The 18,824-nt window shown below is 69.8% G+C and carries 20 protein-coding genes and 2 pseudogenes; 16 read left to right on the top strand and 6 right to left on the bottom strand.

Features of this window, described 5'->3' with window-relative positions; translation table 11 throughout:
- The first annotated feature begins 322 nt into the window (after positions 1-322).
- Positions 323-1,090 carry a dienelactone hydrolase family protein gene (locus ACFWA7_RS36075; RefSeq protein WP_385827307.1) on the top strand — a complete coding sequence of 256 codons (768 nt, stop codon included), beginning with the start codon at positions 323-325 and terminating at the stop codon, positions 1,088-1,090.
- 203 nt (positions 1,091-1,293) lie between these two features.
- Positions 1,294-1,764 (top strand): hypothetical protein, encoded by a 471-nt coding sequence (locus ACFWA7_RS36080; protein ID WP_385827309.1) that lies wholly within the window; start codon positions 1,294-1,296, stop codon positions 1,762-1,764.
- Between the two features lie 380 nt (positions 1,765-2,144).
- On the opposite strand, the gene ACFWA7_RS36085 is transcribed toward ACFWA7_RS36080, so the two are convergent.
- Entirely contained in the window at positions 2,145-2,717 is a 573-nt protein-coding gene (locus ACFWA7_RS36085; protein WP_385543482.1) for a TetR/AcrR family transcriptional regulator, read from the bottom strand.
- Between the two features lie 104 nt (positions 2,718-2,821).
- On the opposite strand from ACFWA7_RS36085, the gene ACFWA7_RS36090 reads away from it, so the two are divergent.
- The 13 genes and pseudogenes from ACFWA7_RS36090 (at position 2,822) to ACFWA7_RS36150 (ending at position 13,398) form a co-directional block, all read left to right on the top strand.
- Entirely contained in the window at positions 2,822-3,130 is a 309-nt protein-coding gene (locus ACFWA7_RS36090) for a hypothetical protein (protein WP_385543485.1), read from the top strand.
- A 91-nt stretch (positions 3,131-3,221) separates the two neighbouring features.
- Positions 3,222-3,356, top strand: a complete 135-nt coding sequence (locus tag ACFWA7_RS36095) for a hypothetical protein (protein ID WP_385827311.1) — start codon at positions 3,222-3,224, stop codon at positions 3,354-3,356.
- Between the two features lie 549 nt (positions 3,357-3,905).
- A complete protein-coding gene (locus ACFWA7_RS36100; protein ID WP_385543491.1) occupies positions 3,906-4,454 on the top strand; it encodes a hypothetical protein in 549 nt (182 codons plus the stop codon).
- Between the two features lie 459 nt (positions 4,455-4,913).
- A complete protein-coding gene (locus tag ACFWA7_RS36105; RefSeq protein ID WP_385543495.1) occupies positions 4,914-5,579 on the top strand; it encodes a response regulator in 666 nt (221 codons plus the stop codon).
- Complete coding sequence (locus ACFWA7_RS36110; RefSeq protein WP_385543498.1) at positions 5,576-6,703, top strand: sensor histidine kinase; 1,128 nt, start codon at positions 5,576-5,578, stop codon at positions 6,701-6,703. The genes ACFWA7_RS36105 and ACFWA7_RS36110 overlap by 4 nt, the downstream gene beginning before the upstream one ends.
- A gap of 179 nt (positions 6,704-6,882) precedes the next feature.
- On the top strand, positions 6,883-8,151 hold the full coding sequence (locus tag ACFWA7_RS36115; protein ID WP_385827313.1) for a cation:proton antiporter: 1,269 nt from the start codon (positions 6,883-6,885) through the stop codon (positions 8,149-8,151).
- 275 nt (positions 8,152-8,426) lie between these two features.
- Positions 8,427-8,528, top strand: a pseudogene (locus ACFWA7_RS36120) (TerD family protein); the annotation flags it as partial.
- 135 nt (positions 8,529-8,663) lie between these two features.
- Positions 8,664-9,260: a TerD family protein gene (locus tag ACFWA7_RS36125; RefSeq protein WP_385827327.1), complete on the top strand. Its 597-nt coding sequence runs from the start codon at positions 8,664-8,666 to the stop codon at positions 9,258-9,260.
- A gap of 267 nt (positions 9,261-9,527) precedes the next feature.
- Positions 9,528-9,749, top strand: a pseudogene (locus ACFWA7_RS36130) (hypothetical protein); the annotation flags it as partial.
- Between the two features lie 227 nt (positions 9,750-9,976).
- Positions 9,977-10,216, top strand: coding sequence for a hypothetical protein (locus ACFWA7_RS36135; protein ID WP_385543504.1), 240 nt, complete (start codon positions 9,977-9,979; stop codon positions 10,214-10,216).
- A 91-nt stretch (positions 10,217-10,307) separates the two neighbouring features.
- Positions 10,308-11,663, top strand: coding sequence for an ABC transporter transmembrane domain-containing protein (locus ACFWA7_RS36140; RefSeq protein WP_385827315.1), 1,356 nt, complete (start codon positions 10,308-10,310; stop codon positions 11,661-11,663).
- 737 nt (positions 11,664-12,400) lie between these two features.
- The gene (locus ACFWA7_RS36145) at positions 12,401-13,087 is read left to right on the top strand and encodes a hypothetical protein (RefSeq protein ID WP_385543507.1); all 687 of its coding nucleotides are present in this window, start codon (positions 12,401-12,403) and stop codon (positions 13,085-13,087) included.
- Positions 13,088-13,194: 107 nt separating this feature from the next.
- Positions 13,195-13,398 (top strand): hypothetical protein, encoded by a 204-nt coding sequence (locus ACFWA7_RS36150; RefSeq protein WP_385543510.1) that lies wholly within the window; start codon positions 13,195-13,197, stop codon positions 13,396-13,398.
- A gap of 111 nt (positions 13,399-13,509) precedes the next feature.
- Here the strand turns inward: ACFWA7_RS36150 and ACFWA7_RS36155 are convergent, their stop codons facing one another.
- The 5 genes from ACFWA7_RS36155 to ACFWA7_RS36175 form a co-directional block, all read right to left on the bottom strand.
- Positions 13,510-14,055 carry a hypothetical protein gene (locus tag ACFWA7_RS36155; protein WP_385543513.1) on the bottom strand — a complete coding sequence of 182 codons (546 nt, stop codon included), beginning with the start codon at positions 14,053-14,055 and terminating at the stop codon, positions 13,510-13,512.
- A 741-nt stretch (positions 14,056-14,796) separates the two neighbouring features.
- Positions 14,797-15,240: a hypothetical protein gene (locus tag ACFWA7_RS36160; RefSeq protein WP_385827317.1), complete on the bottom strand. Its 444-nt coding sequence runs from the start codon at positions 15,238-15,240 to the stop codon at positions 14,797-14,799.
- 141 nt (positions 15,241-15,381) lie between these two features.
- Entirely contained in the window at positions 15,382-15,747 is a 366-nt protein-coding gene (locus ACFWA7_RS36165; RefSeq protein ID WP_385827319.1) for a hypothetical protein, read from the bottom strand.
- Positions 15,748-16,724: 977 nt separating this feature from the next.
- Positions 16,725-17,132 (bottom strand): DUF2178 domain-containing protein, encoded by a 408-nt coding sequence (locus ACFWA7_RS36170; protein WP_385827321.1) that lies wholly within the window; start codon positions 17,130-17,132, stop codon positions 16,725-16,727.
- Entirely contained in the window at positions 17,122-17,313 is a 192-nt protein-coding gene (locus ACFWA7_RS36175) for a helix-turn-helix transcriptional regulator (protein ID WP_385827323.1), read from the bottom strand. Before ACFWA7_RS36175 ends, ACFWA7_RS36170 begins: the two co-directional genes overlap by 11 nt.
- Positions 17,314-17,638: 325 nt before the next feature.
- Here ACFWA7_RS36175 and ACFWA7_RS36180 point away from each other — a divergent pair, with 325 nt between their 5' ends.
- Positions 17,639-18,733: an MBL fold metallo-hydrolase gene (locus ACFWA7_RS36180; RefSeq protein ID WP_385827325.1), complete on the top strand. Its 1,095-nt coding sequence runs from the start codon at positions 17,639-17,641 to the stop codon at positions 18,731-18,733.
- The last annotated feature ends 91 nt before the right edge of the window (positions 18,734-18,824 follow it).

Raw genomic sequence — 18,824 nt, forward strand, 5'->3', positions numbered from 1 at the left:
CAGCCGTGCACCTCGTCAACCGTGACATCCCCACCCATGACTGGCGCAACGAGCGGCTCGCGGGCAGTCACGTCAACTGCGGCTGCAATACTAGGCTGGTGACGCCCTTCACGGGAGCGGGCCGGTATACCCCAGAATCTCGCTGCGAGGGTCAGCCTCCAACACCGTGGCCTGGGCAGGTGATCCGATAGCGCTGCCGTGGGGACGGGGTCTGTGACGGTTCTCGTGGCCCCTCGCCGTATTTCAGAGGGATACCCGCGCTGTTCTGCCAGCGGCAGAACACCAGCCGGACCGGGCTCGACGATCACTACAGTCCAGTCTCATGACGACGATTACGACGCGTACGGTCGAGTATCCGGCCGACGGTTTAACGATGATCGGGCACCTCGCGCTCCCGGCCGGTGTCGACCGCCGGCCCGCGGTGCTGCTCGGACCAGAGGGCATGGGGCTCAGCGACGTCGAGCGCCGCCGGGCCGATGCTCTCGCCGAACTGGGATATATAGCACTGGCCTTCGACCTTCACGGCGGGCGCTATTTGGGCGACCCCGAGGAGATGCTGGCCCGTTGCCTGCCGCTGCTCGCTGATCCCGACCGGATGCGGGGCATCGGCCATGCGGCGCTCGACGTGTTGCGCACCGAACCGAGGACCGACCCCGACCGGATCGCCGCCGTCGGCTACGGCACCGGGGGCGCCGTCGGGCTGGAACTCGGGCGCGGCGGCGTCAGCCTGCGCGCGATCGGGACAGTCAACGCAACTACCACGGGCCGACCGGGCGAGGCGGCAGGCATTCGCTGCCCGGTGTGGGCCGGGGTCGGGTCGGAAGACCCGATCATGCCGCCCGCGCAACGGAACGCGTTCACCGCTGAGATGCAGGCCGCGGGCATCGACTGGCGCCTCACGGTCTACGGCGGCGCCTTGCACGCCTTCCACCACCCGCCGGTCGACCACCCCACGGTCCCCGGCGTCGGCTACCACCCACAGCACGCGCAGCGCGCCTGGCGCGACGTCGTCGACCTGCTCGCCGAGTGCCTGCCCGTGACGGAGGATCTGGGGCATGACCCAGATAAGCATGCTGGCGCCGGGCACTGACAGTCCCCTCCCCTCAAGTCCGCACAGCAGAAACGCATACGGGCGGATGCTCGATCGCGGAAACGCGTTCGCAACTGTCGCAGAAATGCCGGATTTACTGCGGTAGAGCCCCTACCGTGATCACCTCGCCCCGGCGGCCTACTCCGGCCGCCGGGGCGAGGTGTACGCATTTACTGCGGCAGGACTGGAAGGGCGGGACGGACGTGACGATCGAACCTGTGCCCGAGTCCGGGAGCGGGGGCGCGCTCCGGCTGCCGCGCGCCCGGGTGGTGCCCCTGTCCGCCCCTCCGGCCGCGTACACCGCGGCAGTCGAGCGCTACCTCACCGGCGCGGGCATCGCGAAGTCCTCCGCGCTGATCTACCGGATCTCGCTGACGACGTGGGGGTGGATGCTCGCTGGCGAACCGGCGCCGACCGGACCCGCCCGCCGGGGCGCGAAGCCGCTCGTCTTCCCCGTCGCCGCGATCGACGACCCGGCGCTGCCGGAGGTCCTGGCCGAACTGGCGGCAGCGCGAGCGGACGAGATGGATGCCGACACCGTCAACCGGGAACTGTCCATCGCGCGCAAGGCGATCGGCCGGTGGCAGCGCCAGGGCTGGATCGAAGGCGATCCGTTCGTCTCGCTCGCCTGCAGCCTCACGTGCTGGCGACACCTCAACAAGGCCGACTCGTGACCGTGTGTCCACTCCGTGGAGCAGGGCCAGAGCCCCTTGCGGGAGCTCGAACCTCGGGACGACCAGAGTGGCGGTGACCCGGTCGGTGAACACCAGCTGGTGATTCGGTCCCGCACCGGCCGCACGCAACCGGCCGCGGCCTCGACGCTCGTGCAGTCGGCCCTCCTCTGAAGCCCTCCTCTGCGGCCCTCCACGCCTCGGCCAACTCCGCGATCAGCGAACCGGGTCGACGGCGCTGGAGGCCGGTGAAGAGACGATGGGACAAGGCCGTGCGGCCAAGGTATTGCGTCACAACAACACCCAACCCGCACGGCTCTGTTCATGCCATGGCAGAAGCATGATCGTTACAGCGCGCCACGTTGCCATGTTCTGGCACCGGGTCAACCCGAGCTCGGGAGGGCAGAGAGCAGGGCCGCGGCAGCTCTGTCGAAAGGCGCGATGCCGCCCGCTGCGCGACAGAGGATGTGGGCGCCTTCGAGTGTGACGATCATGAGGGTGGCCAGATCAGCGGCCTGGGATGAACTCATTCCGGCGTGGGTGAGTTTTCCGGTGAGTTCGCCGACCCAGCCGGCGAATCCTTCGGCCGCGACAGTGCGCAGGCTGCTCTGGTCGGCAATGGCCGCACCGCCGTCGATGGTGACCGCCGCGACTGCGCAACCGCCGCCCCCGGCGGACGCCTGCACCACGGGGCGGACGTTGCCAAGGAACGCCTCCACGACTTCGCGTGGCGTGCGGGCCGGCAGTTCGTGCAGGTGACCGCGGACGTCCTCCGCGTTGCGGCGAGCGGCTTCGAGCGCGAGTTGCTGTTTGCCGCCCGGGAAATGGTGATAGATCGCCCCGCGCGCGGCACCACTCTCGGCCAGGACGTCGGTGAAGGACATCGCGGCCAGGCCATGGCGTTGCAGCAGCCCGATCGCTGCGCTGATCATGCGGGACTTCGTGTCCGCGGCCATCGCGACCCCCTTGACTAGTACGGCCATCCTACTGCATGCTCGATTCACTAGGACGCACGTACTAGTGACGTGGGCTGGACAGGCCCCGAAGCCGGAGGTTCGTGATGGGCAAGACGTTTCTCTACACCGAGATCCAGGCGGCAGTGCCGTTCGAGCAGTTCGACTGGCACCAGGTCAACGTGGCCCTGAAAACCGCACCGGGCCTGATCCGCAAGACGTGGCTGTCCGGGATCGGCACCCACACCCTCGGTGGTTTCTACGAGTTCGACAGCGCCGAGAACGCCCTGGCCTTCGCCCAGGGCCCCTTCGCCGAAGAAGCGCGCCGGGCCGGAGCCCCAGCAACGACACGACTGTTCGACGGCGAGATCGTCAAGGAGGCCAGCATCGACCTGAACTCGCCTTACTACACCTGACACCGCAGGTCGCCGCGGAGTCTTTGTTGGTACAGCCCGCAATGATCGGCGCCGTGTCGGCAGAACGCCGACGCCGAGCCAAGGGGGAACCATGAGCATCACCAAGCGAGCCGCCGCGATCCTCGCCACGGCTGTCGCCGTCTTCAGCCTCACCGTGGGCGCCATCGCCATCCAGGACAACGGCCACAGCACCACGCAGGCCGGCAATGTCACCAACCGCCCGTAACCGGTCACTCGTCGCGGCGTCCGGCTTACGCCGGGCCAAGGTCAGAGCCGCTTCACAGGATTCGCTGATACGTGGCGCACACCCACAAAGCGGCCAGCACCAGCAGGTGATCCGGGGCTGCCCGAAGTCTCGTTCCGAGGCCCCGGGCAGCCCCATCGGCATCCCCACACCCCCATCCCCACACCCCCACCCCGACACCCCCGCACTTGAACGCCCTGCGTGGCAAAGACGGCGTCGATCCGCTGCAACAGAGCACCCAGCCGGGCGGTGTGCACCCGCCCCCACGGCTTCCAAGACCCTCATCGACATCATCACGTCGTAGCGCCAGCACACCACGCTGCGCCGCGCCGACCTCGACGTTCGGGGATGCGCCGGCAATGCACCGCCGGTGGGAACCCCCGACCACGAAGGCCGTGTTCACGCCTGCGGAATCCCCGACGAGCGATCACGTTCGGGCACCGTTCGAGGGCAGAGGCGTCTCCGCCCCTGGTCACGGAGTATCTGGTGGAGCAGCCTGATCACAGACGTCGACTGCCCAGGGGGAATACGGTGTTTCTGGATCAGGTGGCCACATTGCTGGGGGTGGGAGTCGGCGCTGCTGGCTCGTACGCCACCACGACGCTTACCGAGCGGGCGCGGTGGCGCCGGACGCAAACTGAGCGCTGGCATGAGAAGAAGTTCGAGGTGTACGCGCGGTACGGCAATGCGCTCAAGGAGCAGATCTGGATCACCCAGCGCGTCGGCGCGGCCCTGGGGTACGCCAACGTCGTGGATCCGTTGGATCCCATAGAAGGGTTGCGTCTGCTCGCCGAAGCCGAAGCGCGCCGGGCCATGCACTGGGAGTCTGTTCTGCTGGTCGGGGACGTCGAGACCGTCGCAGCGGCGCGGTCATGGCACGAGGCAATCTGGATGCTGGAACTGCATGTGCGAGAGCAGAGGCACGATGCGCAGGGTTGGACCCGCGATGCACAGCGGGTCAGCCAGAAACGCGACATGTTCTACGCCTCTGCCCGGCGTGACCTGGGGGTAGGCGGTCCCCCGCCTCCGTCCGGGAACTGGCCTCGTGAATGGCAGCAACAGGACGGGGCCGCCAACTGAGCACCTGGGACTGCTTGGACAGCCACCAAGCCGCAGGCCTGCGAAGCGACGTAGGCGGCCGGTTGGGGTTCGCGCCAGCAGGTGAGACACATCCGAGTGTCCGGAGAACCGTCGAACTTCGCCTCAAACGCCCGCCCACCCGGCAGGGCACCCGGGCCGGGGAGCGTCTCGCGGGCCTGGGAGCGTCTCGCGGGCCTGGGAGCGTCTCGCGGGCCCGGGCGGGCATCGGCTCCACCGGCGGACGCAACACCGTAGCCTCACTCCAGGGTAGGGAGCCGTACCCGCCCGAGGCTGGAACCTGCCGGTCGGAGCGGTATCCGACACGTGCCGACGCCACCGCCGACTGGTGGGAACTGGCCCCCCGACCGGCTGGAACCGGGCTCGTAACCTCGCCGGGGATGGCGAGGGACCTTACGGTCGGGTACGACAGGGATCGATTGACGACGGGGTGCGACGCACGTGATTCGGGTAGTGGTGGTGGATGACGAGGCGCTGGTCCGATCCGGTTTCGGCCTCATCCTGGGCGCGGCAGACGACATCGAGGTCGTCGCCACGGCGTCGGGCGGGGACGCCCTCGGCACGGTGCGGGAACACCGTCCGGATGTCGTCCTCCTCGATATCCGGATGCCGGACGTGGACGGCCTCACCGTTCTGGCTCAGCTGCGCGCCCTGCCCGCTCCCCCTGTTGTGGCGATGCTCACCACCTTCGACACCGACGAGTACGTCCTGACGGCCCTCCACTCGGGCGCGGCCGGTTTCCTCCTCAAGGACACCGAACCGGATCAACTCCCCCAGCTGGTCAGGACGTTGGCCGCCGGTGGAGTGGTGATGTCCTCCAAGGCCTCCCGGAGCCTGCTGCGCACGCATCCTGCTGCCGGGCCTGCGGCCGTGGACGAGCAGGCGGCCCGCGTGAAGCGGCTGACCGACCGGGAGCGGGACGTGCTCGTGCTGCTGGCGCAAGGTTTGTCCAACGCCGATATCGGAACCCGTCTGCATCTGGGCACCAGCACGGTCAAGGACCATGTCAGTGCCATCCTCACCAAACTGCGGGTGGCCGGCCGGGTCCAGGCGGCGCTGCTCGCCCAGCGAGCCGGGCTGCTGGAGGCCGGCCGGGAAGGCCGATGAGCGCCGCGCTTGAGGGGAAGCGGCTGTGGAACCGGGTACCACCACCTGCGCGGGATGCCGGTCTGGTCGCCCTCGCCGCGCTGGACGCATGGCTCAGCCTCTGGAACGGCACCCCGCTCGGCCTCGCATTCGCCGCGATCGCCTGCGGTGCCCTGGCCGTGCGTCGGCGGTTCCCGCTGGCCGTCTTCCTGCTCACCCTGCCGGCCACCCTGGTCCAGGACATCCTGGTCGCCCCGGTCGCCGCCCTGTACACCCTGGCCGAACGCTCGCGTGACCGTCGTCTGCTCGGCGTATGCGCCTTCTTGTCCGCGGTCGCCATGGTGGTGCACTCGCCACTGAACGATGACTCATCGACCAGCCGGGCATGGACGCTGATCTTCTTGCTGTACAACCTGGCGACGGCCACCGCGCCGGTCCTGCTGGGCCAGCTGGTCCAGGCACGCAGGGACTTGGCACGGCGTCTGGTGGAGATCGAGGAGGCGCGGGAGCACGAGCGCGAGCTGCACGCACAGGCCGTCCTGGCCCGAGAACGCGCCCAGCTGGCCCGCGAGATGCACGATGTCGTATCCCACCAGGTCAGCCTGATCGCGATTCAGGCCGGAGCCATGCAAGTGGCGGCCAAGGACGCGGGCAGCAGGGAAGCGGCGCGCACCATCCGCTCCCTGAGCGTGGATACGCTCGACGAGCTGCGCACCATGGTCACGCTGCTGCGCGCCTCCGGCGGAGCCACGACGGAACTCACCCCGCAGCCCACCCTCGCCGACCTGCGCAGACTGGTGGCGTCCAGCGGCATCGAAGCGGAGCTCACTGGCGACTTCCCAGCCTCTGTGGGCACGCCCGCCCAGCGCGCTCTGTACCGCACGGTGCAGGAAGCACTGACCAACGTCCGCAAGCACGCCCCCGGAGCCACGGCGACCGTCGAACTGTGGCACGACGGCGACGCCGTCGGCGTGACGGTCAGCAACAGCGCGCCGTCCCGCCCCTCCCTGCCCCTGCCCGGCGCACACCAGGGCCTGCTGGGCCTCAAGGAGCGCGCCGACATCCTGCACGGCACCTTCGAGTCCGGCCCGACCGACGGGGGCGGCTACCGGGTGCGGATACGCATCCCGTCCCGCGCGGACTGACCCGCGCGGACTGACCCGCGCACCCCACCGCCCGCGTACCGGGAAGTCCGGTCCATCGGCAGTGGACATCCCGCCGGTCGGTGCAGGTTCCGCGTGCGTGCGAAGCGCCGACACGCACGGGCCGACTGCCTCTTCGCCCCGTAACTCGTCACGTTCTGTGTCCCGAAACAGGAATCCACATGGTCTTCACCTTGATCGTGATTACCGCTGCGGCCGCCGGGTGGTCGCTCGTCGCCGGATGGCTGGAGCAGCGGCACGTCAGGGCCCCTCTGGTGCTGGTCCTCGCGGGGATCATCACCGGGTTGTTCACCCAGAGCGAGATCGCCGCCACCTTGAACTCCGAGGTCGCCCAGCACGTGGCCGAGGTCATCCTGGCGGTGCTGCTGTTCGTCGACGCGACCGAACTGCCGGGCGGGCGACTGTTCGGCAACGATCCCGGCGCGGCCGCCCGGGCACTGCTGGTGGCACTGCCCCTGAGTCTGGCCGCGATGGTCCTGCTGGGCTCGCTGCTGCTGCCCGCGCTGCCTGCGGCGCTCCTGCTGCTGATCGCGTGCATCGTCGTTCCGACCGACTTCGCCCCGGCCGAGACACTGGTACGCGACACGCGCATCGCGGCACGGGTGCGCAACGTCCTCAACGTGGAGAGCGGTTACAACGACGGGATCGTGTCGCCCATCTTCCTGTTCGCTCTGATCCTGGCCGGTTCCACCGCACAGGCCCACACCCCCATGCAGGCACTGGGCACGGCCGTTCCGTCCGCGGCGAAGGCACTCATCGCCGGCATCGTGCTGGGGCCGCTGCTGGCCTGGTTGATGAACTCGGCCGACCGCATGCACTGGACGACCGAACAGTCACGCCGGATCCTGGTGCTGGTCGCACCACTGCTCGCCTACACCATGACCGTGGCGGCTGACGGCAACGGCTTCGTGGCCTCGTTCGTCTGCGGCATCGCCTTCCGTTACGTCCGGCAGTCCCCGACCCGTCGAGGGGGCGCCCAAGCCCCCGACGCCTCGGACTTCCGGCTGATCGAGGACACCAACTCGATCCTGACCATGTGCATGTGGTTCTTCTTCGGAAACGCCGTCGTGCTCGCACTGGGCGACGGCGTCCACTGGCCCACCGTCGCGCTCTGCGTCGCCGCCCTCACCGTCGTACGCATCGTGCCGATCCTGCTCGCCTTCCTCGGCTCACACTTCACCTGGCGCGAACGGCTCATGCTGGGAGCCCTCGGACCACGCGGCACCACCTCGATCGTGTTCGGGCTGATCGCCTTCAACACCCTCCCCGACGGGCCCGACGCGGACACCGTCCTGTACGCGACGACACTCACCGTGCTCGGCAGCGTTCTGCTCCACGGCGTCGGCTCGACCGCCATCGCCCGCCTGCTCACTCGGCCCTCCGCTGCGTCCGCCACTGAGACCACGACCGCGGGGCGGAGAGCGTCATGAACCAGCGCCGAGGAGACGGTGTCCACGAGCGCCAACCGGTCCGATGCGGCCGGCCCCGCATCGGACCGCCACCCGGCGGGGCGCGCTCCGCCGGGTGGCGGGTGGGCTCCGGACGCCCGGCGGATACCCCCACGGCCTGCCCTTGAACGAGGCTTGCACGGCCGGACGGTGCACGGCCGGACGGTGCACGGCCGGACGGTGCACGGCCGGACGGTGCACGGCCGGACGGTGCACGGCCGGGCACGGCCACGCCGCCCTGGCTCCCGCCGGACGCGGAGCTGTACCGCACCGGCGCGGAGTGGAAGTTCCGCGCCGTCGGCCAGGGTTACGCCTCCGGCCCGGCCGGCATCGTCCAGGACTTCGGCGTCAGCCTCTGACACCGAAGCGACCCAGCCCCCGCCGCCCGCGCCGCTCGCGCGGAAGCCCCCTCCGCGTGCGGGCGGCGGGCCCCACCGGGCCGCCGCACTCGCCCGGCCCCCCTCGATCCAGTCCCGGGAGCCTTCATGTCCGTCCTGTCCGTAAACCTCGCCAAAGGCCAGAGGATCAGCCTGGCCAAGTCCGACGCGACCCCCCTCATCCGGGTACGCATGGGCCTGGGCTGGCAGGCGGCCCAGCGCAAGGGGTTCCTCGGAAAACTGATCAGGCCCAGGGAGATCGACCTCGATGCCTCCGCAGTGCTGTACTCGGGCCGGGAGGTGCTGGAGGTCGTCTACTTCGCATCCCTGGTCAGCGCCTACGGCGCGGTGAGGCACTCCGGCGACAACCGGACCGGCGGCGACGGACCGGGGGACGACGGACCGGGGGACGACGAATCCATCATCGTCGACTTCACACGGGTCCCCCCGGAGGTCGATCAGATCGTCTTCACCGTGAACTCCTTCACCGGGGTGACCTTCGACGAGGTCGAGAACGCCTACTGCCGTCTGGTGGACGACACCACGGGCGGCGAACTCGCCCGCTACACCCTGTCCGGCGGGGGCTCCCACACCGCCCAGATCATGGCCAAGGTCGTCCGCCTGCGCGAGGGCTGGCAGTTGGCCGCCATCGGCGAACCCGCATCCGGGGAAACCTTCCAGTCGCTCCTGCCCGCCATCGACCGCTACCTGTGACAGCGCGACAGACGGGCTGGAGGGCTGGAGGCCGGCGGGGCGATGCGCACGCGCGCGGTTGTCATGGGCGACACCAACTCCCGCCAAGTCCGCACCAGTTACACATCCCGGGACAGGGACCACCCGATCCTGCCGGACCGCCCGATCCTGCCGGACCGGTCGAGCCACGGCTCCGCCGGTCGGCGGGGTGGTCTTCGCCGACCGGCGGAGCCGTTACCGAAGGCTGCCGGATGGCCCGCCTCCTGGCGTCACCACGAGATTCTCCCTATGACACAGATGCAGCCACCCCGGGAGACATCGCCTCCTGAGCCTCGAACCTCGCCCGAGTCCGCTGTGCCGGCCCCGGGCGGTCCATCGATGGGACGCCTTGTCGGGGTGGACCTGGCCCGCGCGTTGGCGGTGTTCGGCATGTACGTCGTACACATCGGCCCCCCGCTGTCGGCCACGGACGGCGTCGCCGACTGGGTCCGGTATCTGGCGGATGGCCACCACCCCGAGCGGCTCGCACCAGTGGACCGCGGACCGGGGAGGCGAGTCGGTCCGACGGCCTGGGGGATCCGTCGCCGCGCATGCCTGTCAGCGGCTCGCCGCTGACACCGCCCCTCCTCACCAGTGGGTACACCGGCCACCTGGAGGGTCTGCTCCAGCCACCTGGGGGATGGGGTCCGGATGACTGCCGGATACCCGTGGGCCGGCCCCTCGCCGAGCCTGGACGCATGGACGACAAGCGAGTGGCCCGAGACGGCCGCGCACCGGCCCCGGCCGCCCCCGGCACGCCGCCCTGCAAGAGGTGCGCGACGGGCGGGTGCTTGTCACACGGACACCTCAGGGGCGGCTGGGAAGCGGCCCTCATCGTCTTCCTCGCGGCGGCCGGAATCCTGGCGGTCCTGCGGCCCGATCTGTACGCCGGCCTGGTCCACCACGCCGGGGAGAGCTTCGCTCGGCTGTCCGGCTGAGCACTCCGACCCCAGCTGACGCGCGGGCACGACCTGGTGCCCGGATCCGCGACCGCAGTACCGGACAACCGGACGACAAAAGGGACCCACCATGACCGCGACCGACCCGTCGGCCGCCGACACCGCACGCCTGACCGCCCCCAGGACGTTCAAGGCGCTGCACGCCCACTTCCGACCGCACCGCAAGGCCGTCGCGCTCGCCGCCCTGCTCACCCTGATCGGGGCCGGGAGCGGGTTGCTCCAGCCCCTGGCCACGAAGGTCCTCGTGGACCGGCTGGGCTCCGGTGAGACGATCAGCAGGATCCTCCTGGCCCTCACCGCGCTCGTGGTGGTGGGCACGGTGGTCCAGGCGCTCGGCGCGTACGTACTGGAGCGGACCGCGGAGTCGGTCGTGCTGGCCGCCCGCCGCACCCTTGTCGGGCGACTGCTGCGGCTGCGCCTCACGGAGGCCGAGCGGAACCAGCCGGGCGACCTGATGTCACGGGTCACCTCCGACACGACGCTCCTGCGCGCCGTCACCACTCAGGCGATCGTCAACGGTGCCACCGGTGCCGTGACCCTGGCCGCGGCCATCGTCATGATGGCCCTCATGGACGCCGTGCTGCTCGGCGTCACCGTGGCTGTGGGCGTGCTGATCGGCGGGGCCGTCGCCCTGGTGATGCCCAGGATCGCGCGGGCCACCGAGCGTGCGCAGGAGGCGGTCGGGGAGGTCTCCTCCGTCCTTGAACGGATCTTCGGCGCGCTGCGGACGGTCAAGGCGTCAGGTGCCGAACAGCGCGAGACCGCGGTCGCCGACGCGGCACTGCGGCGGTCTTGGCAGCACGGCGTGACGAGTGCGAAGTGGGAGGCGGTGGCGGAGGGGTCGGTCGGTCTGGCCATGCAGCTGTCGTTCCTCGCGGTGCTCGGGGTCGGCGGGGCACGCGTGGCCTCCGGGACGATCCCCGTGTCCACTCTGATCGCCTTCCTGCTCTACCTCTTCTACCTCATCGAGCCGGTGGACAAGCTGGCCGAGGCGGCCTCCAAGTATCAGGAGGGATCAGCGGCCATCGCCCGCATCGCCCAAGTGGAGCGGCTGGAAACGGAGCCCCTGGAGCAGGAACACCCCGAGCGGCCCTGGACATCGGCGGCGGCCGGCGGCCCGGCGTCGGTCCGCTTCGAGGACGTGAGTTTCCGCTACCGCGATGACCTTCCGCCCGTCCACCACGAGGCGACCTCGCAGCTCGACGCCGTCAACGAACTGGCGGTACGCGACGTCATCACGCAGGCCGCCCGGCAGACCACCGTCCTCGTCGTGGCACACCGCCTCTCAACGGTGACCCACGCCGACCGGATCGTGGTGATGGACGCGGGGCGGGTACGCGCGGTAGGCACCCACACGGAACTGCTCGACCAGGACAACCTGTACGCACGCCTGGCGGCCACCCAGTTCCTGGGGCCGGCCCGGTGACTCCGTGGGGCCGGCCCGCCTGGTGGGCGGCGCTCTGCTGAACGAGGAGTTCGACGACGACCGCAACGGCTGACGCGGCCTCGGCCAGGGCCCGTGATCTGAAGGCGAGGGGCAGCGGCGGCTTCCGGGCAGCACGGAGCCTGCCTGGCGCGCAGCCCCTCGCCTGCCCGCCGGGACGACCCGCGGCGGAAAGCACAAGCTCGCCCGAGGCGAACGCTCGCGACAACAGGGGCGAGCTGCGCCGACCGCCCGTCAAGAACACGGACCCCCGACGAGAACGTGGGGTGCAAGGGGCGCCGGACGCACTTCCTGCCGAGTGCAGTTCGACGCCTTCGTGGGTCTGCGGGGTCGGCTGCGGCTGAACCACCATCGGACCTGGCCAACGTCCATGGCCTGTAGTTCAGGAACGTGATCCGGAGCTGCGGCCCGCAGCTCGGCATCAGGCTGCGCCCGGTTCCAGCTCGGGCACACTCGTCCGCCCTGCTCCGCGCCGGGACATCTACCCACCCTGAACGCCTCGCCTCGCTTGGCGAGTGATGTGGCAGCGGCCCCGGCAAGGAGGCGGCGGTGTCACTGGAAAAGTGATCCCGCCGGCATGAACGTCCTCCGCTGCGGAGCGACTGGGGTGTTTTGAATGAGCCACCCCTCGAATCTCTGCCGAAGTTCTTCAAAGCGCCCTCATCCGAAGCCCTGCCCCGCCCTCCGATCCCCCGGCTGTCCCGTCGTACGATCTTCGAATGGCCAAGCGCAAGGTGGAACGACGGGCCCGGAAGATCCTGGGCGAGGAACCCCTGGCCCTGGTGTGGTGCGGCATAGGGAAGGCGATCCCGACGCCGCCCAAGGACGTCCACCGAGCGGCGGGGAAGGGACGGCTCAAGGGGCGACACCACTGGCTGCTCTACGTGGGCGCCGTACTGGGGTTCTTCATCATCGTCCCGTGGTACCTCCTCGACACGCTGAGCAAGAAGACCGACGGACATCGCAGGTCCAAGCCCGCACGGGGCAGGCAGGTCCAGCAGACGACCGATGGCGACACTCGGTTGCCCAAGCCGCCGACAACGGCCGATCGGGACCCGGCTGAGGGAGTCTTCGACGGAGACTGGGGCCTGACCGCCGGCCAGCTACTGCTGCGCTGGTACTCGCAGTCCCCCAACCCGCGACGCCTCGTCCTGCTGGCTCGGGACCGAATCTGCGTGGCCGCCTCGCCCCGCCGCCGGCTGTCGCCCACCAAGGCCGACGACTTCCAGATCGTGACGGAGTTCAGCCGCCACGAGGCACGCATCGAAGCGGAGACCGGTCAACCGCGTGGTTTCGCAACCTTCCGCATCCACTTCGCCGACAGTTCATGGCTGGAGCTCCGCCGGCTCGCCACTCCCCAGGACGCAGACCACTTCCTGAACACCGCCGGCGCTGACGGCGGCTGACACCGGAATCAAAGTCTCTGGACCTCGATTGCACGATTGCTCTTTCGCTCGTCCGCTCGTCCGCTCGTTTGCTCGTTCGCAGGACCGAGGCAGACGAAAGGGAGCCGATGAACGTCCCTAAGGCGTTCCACGTCTGCGAGGGGCACGTGCCCCAGACACCTGGCTCGCCGGTGACGACTCTCGGTATCCGCTTCCTGGCGAGTGAATACCCCGCAGGGCGGCACCGGGGCCGTATCGATCCCCCGGGCCCGGACGAGAACGGAACGCCGGTCATCGTGGAGTACAAGCGCACACCCGCGACAGGTCGGTGATCGCTCAGGAGCCTTCCTGCTTGCCCTGGCTCCATGACCACCACCACGGGTTCGAGAGCCTGGTCAACAAGAAGCCCGGCGCCTCGGCTCGCGGACGAGGGGGGCAACCACTCACCCGTGCCAGTCCGAGTTACGCAGGCATTCGGTGGTCAGGTCGACTGTCATCCGGTTGAAGGCCGGGGCCCCAGTGGGGCGTTCATGGCTCGCGGAGACGGTGGCCATGCCTGAGCCGGGCATCTTCAGCCTCGCGGAGACCTCGCCGTTCACTGGTGCGATGTCGTCAGGGCGTGGCCCTTTCCATCCTTTCCGCTCCATCCGCGTGACGACTTCGCGTGCGAGCTGCGTCGGCGTGCGCTTGTCCGACGGGGACGCGTAGAGGGTGATCTGGGCGGACCCGATGACCTCGCTCTCGTCCTCGGAGTCGCCGATGAAATCCGTGGGGTGGCACGCGTCGCGTCCCCCGGCGAGTTCTTCCGGTCTGATGTGCGGGTCAACGGCCTTCACCGCGTCCAGGGCAGATGGGTGCATCGCATCCCATGCCTGTCTGTCCGAGCGCGCGGAAGGGTCAACGCGGCCGGCGCAGGCTGTTGCGGTGCCCGCGACGGCGAGCAGAGCGGCGGTGCGCAGAGCCCAGGTGAGCGGCAGGGAGCGAGACATGCCTCTACCTCATCGCAGTGCGGCAGCCGTGTCATGAGTGCTGGTACTCAAGGCCCGCTGTCCGGGGGTGTGTGGTGTCCGGCTCGGGTCGTACCAAGTCCAACGCGTCTCACCCAACCCGGTCCACGCAGGTCCGCCCATGCGGACGACTCGCTGACGCGGCTCTGGCATCCGGGGCCTTCGAAAGGGCGTGCATCGAGGACTTGGAGCATCTGCGCCACACTCCCGCGCTGCTCGTCACCTGGACGGTCGGCGTTGCCTCCGTCCTGGCGCGCCGCGAGGAACCCATCGGGACGCTGCTCGCTCCCGCCGTCTCGCCGCCTACACCGCCCTCGTCGCCCTGGTCGCCCTCGTCGCCCGGGAGGCCAAGTACCCGATGCGGTAGGGCCCGCAGCCGCTCGGCCCGGCCCTCCGATCTCTCGGAGGGCCGGGCCTGGCCGTACGCACCGGCACCGGCGCCGCTACCGGTACCGAGCATGAGCAGACATCTCACCGGCACCCAGACCCACCTCGCCCGCGCCTCCCGCGAATGCACCGCCGAAGCGGCAAGGAACCATCCCCGGTACAGGAACGTGCCACCGCCCTCAACCGTCGAGCTGAAGCGCTGGTGCCGCCTCGCGCCTCGCGGCTTGCGGCTTGCGGCTTGCGGCTTGCGGCTTGCGGCTTGCGGCTTGCGCCTCGCGGCTCGCGGCTCGCGGCTTGCGAGACGGCACCGACTCGTCGGTCAGCTCGGGAGATCGGTCAGCACGGCCCGGAGATCTGCCTGGTGCCGACGTACAGGGCACCGCGCGAGTTGATGTCCACGGTCGAGCCCCCTCCACCCGCGGAGTTCGACGCCCATGCCGCGAAACCGCCCAGGGTGTAGACCACGAAGTTGCCGTCCGCCTGATACGTCGCGTGGTTGGCGCCGGACCCGTATGTGTTCGATGCCCAGCACACCCTACGGCTTTGGGAGCCCTGGGTCGGGTCGCCGTCCCAGCGGTACTCGACAAGGTTGCCGTCCGACTGCATGGTCAGCTGGTACCAAGTGCTGGTGCCGGTGATACCGGTGACCGAGTCCCCGACGTTCAGGGTCTGGCCACGGTACAGAGCGTTTGTGCTGTTCGCCGAAGCGGATCCGGCCACACCGGCGACGGTTGCCACCGCTGCGGCGCCCGCGATAAGCATTTTGGTCGTCTTGCGCATGAGTGTCCCCTGTAGGTGAATTGCTGTAGGTGTACGTATGGCGCCCCGGCCCTGACATGGCGCGGCCGGGACAGACAGCGGCCTGGTCACAGATGGGCGGTCCAGCCCCGCCGGCACCGGCACGGTCGCCTCGCGAAGCCGTCAGAGCGTGCCGTAGAGGTTGCACTGCGTCCAGTCCGAGGGCTGCGAGGGCAACACGTCGCAGTAGCCGACGCGGTACTCCCCGTTCTCCTGCTGGTAGCCCTGGATCACCAGCTCGCCCTTCCACCACCAACCGGGCAGCGCGGTCCAGGCGTTGGGGGTGGCGATCCAGCCGGTGCAGGCCTCTTCGTCGGCCTGGTTGCGGCCGCAGATCCTGATCTGGTCGGACCAGCGGGTCGACACCGTCACCTGCTGGCCGTTGGTGCCGGCGGCAGCCGTTCCGGCGCCGGCCAGAAGGCCGGCAGCGGCCAGGCCCACGCCCGCAGCGGCCGCAGCGGCCGCAGTGTTGCTCTTGAAGCGAAGCAAGGAAACCCCCCCGCAGGTCAGCGACACACGGCCGCTCTTGATCTTCATGTCCGAGCCCGGGACGGCTTCCCGGCGGGAGGCACCCACGTACGATGCCCCCGGCCCGGGGCCCCGCCGCAGACCCGATGAAGCAATCGTGACCGGGAGGCATAACACGGGCATAACGCGGTGATAACACGACGCGAAGATCGTTTACGGGCAGGCTCGAAAGCCTTGCCGGCCAAGGGGGGGCGGCGCGTCATTCGGTGTCCGCGGTCCGATGACCGTTCACAGCGGCGACGCGGAACGCACTGCCGGGTGTACGAGCTGACGCGCATCGACGGGGAGAACCGCTCAGCCCTGCCGCCGGCCACCGACGCCCGGCCCGTGGTCAAGCGACAGCATGGTCAGGCTACGAACCGCCGTGGCCGGGCACATGGTCGGCCTCCCCCATGGCCCCGTCGGCATCGCCCGGCCCCGACAGGAAACCGCGCCCCACAGCCCGCCCGGCAGCAAGGGCGCAGGACCAGGGGTTCCCGGGCTCGGGCCTGTGCCGATGCCTGGCCACACGTCCGCAGGCACCAAGGCTGCCGGTGTCAGGCGCTCAGGGCTTCCACGGGTGAGGCTTCTGCCGGGATGCCTTCGGGCGCCCGTGTGTGGCGGCAGTCGGCGCATCTTGCGCCCGGCGCGTGGGCACGGAGTACACGTTCGCAAACGTCGCACGTCTTCCAGCGGGATGGACGCGCTGGGTGACCGCAGACAAAAGGCCCTGGCCTCCATAGGGAGGCCAGGGCCTTTGTGCATGTGAGCGCTGGGCAGGCCTTGCACCTGCATCTCCCCACAGGAAGTGGGGCGCCTTTCCTTGGACCACCAACGCCGGGCCCGCAGCCGCTTGTCGCTGCTGCAAGCTCAAGATCGAATATAGCGCATCCCCCGCGCCCCACGCACACCCGAGCGCCCCGCGTTGCCGGAACACAGCGCCCGCCGGTGAGAGGCAGTCAGCCGCGGCGGGAGAAGAATATGGTGGCCGCGATGTAGATGACGCCGGACACGCCGCACAGGACGTCCAAGAGGTGGCCGCTGTGTCCCCGGATCAGCTCGGTCACGAATCCGGTCAGGAGCACCAGCAGGAGTACGTTCATGGTGAACGCGGACGCACGCTGGTTGATGGCGTGGCGGCGCTCGTCCGTGGCCTCGCCGCGCAGCAGGGCGGCGGCCTCCGAGCGGCGAGATGCCATCACGAGGATCAGCACGTAGACGGCCATGACGGTGAAGCCGGTGGCAGCCATCCCAGGCTCGTGCCGGACCATGAAGATCGCGATGTAGCCGACACCGATGGCCAGACCCAGGGCCGGAACGCCCCAGCGCCGGCCACGCGTGGCCTCGGGCTTGTGGTCAATCGACATGAAAGATCTCCTCCACCGTTTTTGCGAAGTAGCGGGCCATACGGATCGCCAGGGGCAGTGAGGGGTCGTAGCGGCACTGCTCGATGGCGTTGATCGTCTGCCGGGACACGCCGAGCACCTGCCCCAACTCCTGCTGGGAGAGGCCCTTGGCCACACGTAGCTGACGTAGGTCGTTCCGCATATATGGAAAGCAGGCTTTACATCTGGGGGTGTCAAGCGTCCTTTACATCGCACGTGGTGGACGGATCGGATCGTGTTGCCCCGCACCCTGCGCGCCCGGCCCGGTCCGGGCGGCGGCCTGGGTAGAGGAACCGCCGCCCCTCCCCCGGCGTCTGCGGGCCCGGAGTCGAGCAAACAGGCTCTTCGGGTTGCGAGTTGACGGACCATCACCAGATTGGGCCCGATGGTGCGCGGGTGGCCGCGGGGGCTGCCCGGCCCGCCCCCGTCTGCCGGCCCGGGCCGACCCCGCTCGGCCGCCCCCGGTCGGCCCCGCGCAGAATGCGGGCATGCGTATTCCTACCGAACTCGTCCGGCTCGACGACCAAGTCCACGCATGGCTGCCGCAGTTCCCGGGCACCTGGGGCATGGCGAACTGCGTCGTGGTGAACTCCGGCACCGAGACCCTGCTGGTGGACACCCCGTACACCGCTGATCTGACCCGCGCGCTCGCCGCGGCGGCGCGGCGGGTATCGGCGCCGGGTGCCCGGGTGTCGACGGTCGTCAACACGCACGCCAACGGCGACCACAGTTACGGCAACGGCCTGTTCCCGGACGCGGAGATCATCAGTACCGACGCCAATCTGGCGCATCTGTGCGCGGAGCCGACGCCGGGGCAGTTGCAGACGATGCTGGACGGGTGCCGGGACGAGGTCGCCTTCGAGCGGTATCTGCTGGCGCACTTCGGGCGGTACGACTACGGCGGCCTCGAAGTCGCCCCGCCCACGCGGACGTTCAGCGGCCGCCTGGATCTGCTGGTGGGCTCGACGCCGGTGGAGCTGTACGAGGTGGGGCCCGCGCACACCGTCGGGGACCTGGTCGTGCATCTGCCGCAGAGCGGGGTGGTGTGCGCCGGCGACGTGTTGTTCGTCGGGGATGTGCCGGTGCACTGGGCCGGGCCGCTGAGCGGGGTCGTCGACGCGTGCCGGCGGATCCTCGACCTGGATCCGCGGGTGGTGGTTCCGGGGCACGGGCCGCTGGTGGGACAGGCGGAAGTGCGCGCGTACATGGCGTACATGGAGGAGCTGCGGGGGCGACTGCACGAGCTGTTCGGCGCGGGTGTGGACGTCGAGGAGGCGTCGCGGGTGCTGCTGCGGGAGCACCGGCGGGCGGGGCTGGGGCTGTGGGAGCGGCTGGCGGTGCTGGCGGCGGTGGAGTACCGGCATCTGGGCGGCGTCGAGGAGCCGCTCAGCCTGGTGGAGGTGCTCGCTTCGGCGGTGCGGCTTGCGCCCGACTGCGTACCGGCGGTGGTGGCTTCGCGCGGGGAGCTGACGGCGGGGCTGGCGCAGCTGGGGGTGGCGGCTGTGCCGCCTGGGCCGCGGGACGGTGGGGCTGCCGTGGCCGGGGACGGGGCGGGTGTGGTGCCTGGGGATTTGGCGTACTAAGGGCTGTCCCGTAACTGCTGGTCACAGGTGAGATGATCTTACTGTGGCTGGTGTGATCACGGCGTCGGAGCCGTCCTGGATAGCCCCGTTC

The sequence above is a fragment of the Streptomyces sp. NPDC059994 genome (genome assembly GCF_042737755.1).
Classification (GTDB): Bacteria; Actinomycetota; Actinomycetes; order Streptomycetales; family Streptomycetaceae; genus Streptomyces.

Bases quoted from the DNA above. Each gene is read 5' to 3' on its own strand.
- ACFWA7_RS36075 (WP_385827307.1), top strand. From the start codon at position 323: ATGACGACGATTACGACGCGTACGGTCGAGTATCCGGCCGACGGTTTA.
- ACFWA7_RS36085 (WP_385543482.1), bottom strand. From the start codon at position 2,717: ATGGCCGCGGACACGAAGTCCCGCATGATCAGCGCAGCGATCGGGCTG.
- ACFWA7_RS36090 (WP_385543485.1), top strand. From the start codon at position 2,822: ATGGGCAAGACGTTTCTCTACACCGAGATCCAGGCGGCAGTGCCGTTC.
- ACFWA7_RS36095 (WP_385827311.1), top strand. From the start codon at position 3,222: ATGAGCATCACCAAGCGAGCCGCCGCGATCCTCGCCACGGCTGTCGCC.
- ACFWA7_RS36110 (WP_385543498.1), top strand. From the start codon at position 5,576: ATGAGCGCCGCGCTTGAGGGGAAGCGGCTGTGGAACCGGGTACCACCA.
- ACFWA7_RS36115 (WP_385827313.1), top strand. From the start codon at position 6,883: ATGGTCTTCACCTTGATCGTGATTACCGCTGCGGCCGCCGGGTGGTCG.
- ACFWA7_RS36135 (WP_385543504.1), top strand. From the start codon at position 9,977: ATGGACGACAAGCGAGTGGCCCGAGACGGCCGCGCACCGGCCCCGGCC.
- ACFWA7_RS36140 (WP_385827315.1), top strand. From the start codon at position 10,308: ATGACCGCGACCGACCCGTCGGCCGCCGACACCGCACGCCTGACCGCC.
- ACFWA7_RS36145 (WP_385543507.1), top strand. From the start codon at position 12,401: ATGGCCAAGCGCAAGGTGGAACGACGGGCCCGGAAGATCCTGGGCGAG.
- ACFWA7_RS36150 (WP_385543510.1), top strand. From the start codon at position 13,195: ATGAACGTCCCTAAGGCGTTCCACGTCTGCGAGGGGCACGTGCCCCAG.
- ACFWA7_RS36155 (WP_385543513.1), bottom strand. From the start codon at position 14,055: ATGTCTCGCTCCCTGCCGCTCACCTGGGCTCTGCGCACCGCCGCTCTG.
- ACFWA7_RS36160 (WP_385827317.1), bottom strand. From the start codon at position 15,240: ATGCGCAAGACGACCAAAATGCTTATCGCGGGCGCCGCAGCGGTGGCA.
- ACFWA7_RS36170 (WP_385827321.1), bottom strand. From the start codon at position 17,132: ATGTCGATTGACCACAAGCCCGAGGCCACGCGTGGCCGGCGCTGGGGC.
- ACFWA7_RS36175 (WP_385827323.1), bottom strand. From the start codon at position 17,313: ATGCGGAACGACCTACGTCAGCTACGTGTGGCCAAGGGCCTCTCCCAG.
- ACFWA7_RS36180 (WP_385827325.1), top strand. From the start codon at position 17,639: ATGCGTATTCCTACCGAACTCGTCCGGCTCGACGACCAAGTCCACGCA.